This window comes from Mycobacterium sp. (genome assembly GCF_035603715.1).
Taxonomy (GTDB): domain Bacteria; phylum Actinomycetota; class Actinomycetes; order Mycobacteriales; family Mycobacteriaceae; genus Mycobacterium.
The window spans coordinates 1-2,467 of sequence record NZ_DATNJW010000261.1; the positions used below are offsets into that span (position 1 = coordinate 1).

General features: G+C 63.8%; 2 protein-coding genes and 1 pseudogene. All 3 read right to left on the minus strand.

Going from position 1 to position 2,467, the window contains the following annotated elements:
• The coding region (locus VN856_RS11090; protein WP_325688906.1) for an SDR family NAD(P)-dependent oxidoreductase at window positions 1–723 on the minus strand (723 nt) is incomplete at its 3' end.
• A 255-nt stretch (window positions 724–978) separates the two neighbouring features.
• The gene (locus VN856_RS11095) at window positions 979–1,827 is read right to left on the minus strand and encodes a mycofactocin-coupled SDR family oxidoreductase (protein ID WP_325688908.1); all 849 of its coding nucleotides are present in this window, start codon (window positions 1,825–1,827) and stop codon (window positions 979–981) included.
• Between the two features lie 231 nt (window positions 1,828–2,058).
• Window positions 2,059–2,467 (minus strand): annotated as a pseudogene (locus tag VN856_RS11100) (TetR/AcrR family transcriptional regulator); the annotation flags it as partial.

Genomic DNA, 2,467 nt, shown 5'->3' on the forward strand with positions numbered 1-2,467 from the left:
CACGATCGCGTCCGCCGTCAGCTTGGCGACGTCGTCGACGCCCAGGCTTTCGTCTTGCGCCGGCAGCGGCCCCATATCTCCCTTGACGGCGGGCGCTGAGTCCAGTCCGTAGTCCGCGCCACGGATTCGTTCCGAGTTGGAAACCAGCTTGGTCTCCACGACCATCGGGCACAGCACCGATACGCCGATGTTGTCGCCTTTGAGTTCGCGAGCCAAGGTCTCCGCCAGGCCGACAACGCCGTATTTGGCGACGCCGTACGCTCCCAGGCCGGCGTTGGGTACCAGGCCGGCGAAGGACGCGGTGAAGGCGAAGTGGCCGCCGGTGCCCTGCTCGAGCAGCCTCGGTACGAACGCCTCAGCGGCATGGATCGAACCCCACAGGTCGATGTCGATCACCCAGCGCCAGTCGTCGTGGGTCATCTGCGCGATCGGACCCGCCACAACGATGCCGGCATTGCTGAACACGACGTCGACTTGGCCGAGGAGGCGGAAGGCCTCGTCGGCAAGGTGCACCATTTCGTCGAGCCGGCTAACGTCACAGACGACGCCGTGCGCCTCGAATCCTTCGGCGCGCAAGTGATTTACCGCCTGCTCCAGTCCGGGTTTGTCGACATCGGAGAGCACCACGCGCGCCCCCCGGCGGGCGAATTCGGTGGCGGTGGCAAAACCGATGCCGCTGGCACCGCCGGTGATAACCGCTCCAGTTCCGTTGAAAGTCTCCATAGATGCAACATCCCGGTGCTCGTCGACGCGGTGATCGGGCACGACCAACCTGCATGCGAGATTATTACCCCGCCGTTGGCCGCGGACGGTTGGCTACCCGATTGATTCGGTCGAGGGCCGGCCTGCGCTAGCACCGGCGGCGCGGCGGGTCATTGTGGGCGGTCACGGTCGACTGCCGTGGGGGCTGTTCGGCGCCCGATGAACCGCTGTCCCGGTGAGAACACCAGATTGGTGCCGGGTAAATAGTGCTGGGAGCTATTTCAGGCAGCTACCCGCGTCGACCGGCAGGGTCACACCTGTGACATAGCGAGATTCGTCGGAGGCGAAGAACAGCACCGCGTTGCTGATGTCGATCGGCTCCACCCACGGGATGGGCAGCGTGTGGAACAGCTGACAGATCGGTGCCATGTCGTCGGGACCCGGGTTCTCCAGATCCGGGCGGAACATCTTGAACGTGCCGTCGTTGTGCAGCATCGGCGTCTTGACGTGGGTTGGGTGCACCGAGTTGACGCGAATCATGTGCTGTCCCAGCTCAACTCCGAAGGCGCGCATCAGCCCGACGACACCGTGCTTGGCGGCTACGTAGTGACCGGTGTGGGGATAGGCCTTGAGCCCGCCGACCGAGCTGGTCAGGATGATCGAGCCGCCGCGCCCACCCGAAAGGATATGCGGAACACCGGCTTTGACGGTCTTCCATACCCCGCCCAGGTTGATGTCGATCATCTCGGTCCAGTCTTCGTCACTGGTTTTGTCCAATGTGTCGCCGCCGTTTCCGATTCCGGCGTTGGCGACGATGATGTCCAGCCGGCCGAGCTGCTCGACGCCGGTGTCCACCGCGGCTTTCAGCGCGGCGAAGTCGCGCACGTCGACCTCTGCGGTGAAGATTCTGCGGTTGTGTCCTTTGACCAAGTCGGCGGTCTCGGCCAGATCCTCCGGCGTCGACGCCGGGATCGCGGTGTCCACAACGCCTTCGCGGATAGGCTTACAGATGTCGATGGCGATGATGTCGGCGCCTTCTTGCGCCAACCGCACCGCGTGGCTGCGGCCCTGACCGCGTGCCGCCCCGCTCACGAAAGCGACTTTGCCCTCAACGCGTCCCGTCATGGCTACCTCAACTCCTGACTATTGATCGGCGCCTCAGCGGAGAACGGAGGGAGACGAATCTCCGGCTCGCGGATCTTGCCGCCTGAAGAACTCTGTCATCACCCACCGAGAGGTGTCAACGACGAATCCGTTTCGGCTATTTGTGATTCTATATATTAGAGAATCTCATTCTCACGAGCAAATGCAGTGCGGTATTTGCTCATCGGAGAATGGAGATGGCGCTCGGTCGCGCTAGGCGACGAATCCGCGCGAGCAGAAATCCCATACCTCTTCGGCGGTGATGGGGTGGACCGTCGCGTCGTCGGGGCCGCCACTGGATTGCGCGATGAACATCACCGTCTGCATGGTCATGGCTGCCACCCGCTTGGGGTTGATCGTCGTGCGCAACACGCCAGCCTCGTCGGCCGCATCCATCAGCTCTGTCAGCAACGCCAGTAACGGCGCGTGCGCGATCTTGACCTCGGACGGGTGGGTTACCAGCAGCCTAGGGGCAAAGTCGGTGAACAGCGGCCGCTTGGCCGTCGGGTCCGGGCGTGAGGCCTCGTACAGCAGTTGAACGGCGACCTGCAGCCGCTCCAGCGGATCGGTGTGGCTTTCCGTGGCGGCGCGGATCTGGTCGGCGGACCGGCTCAGCGCATCT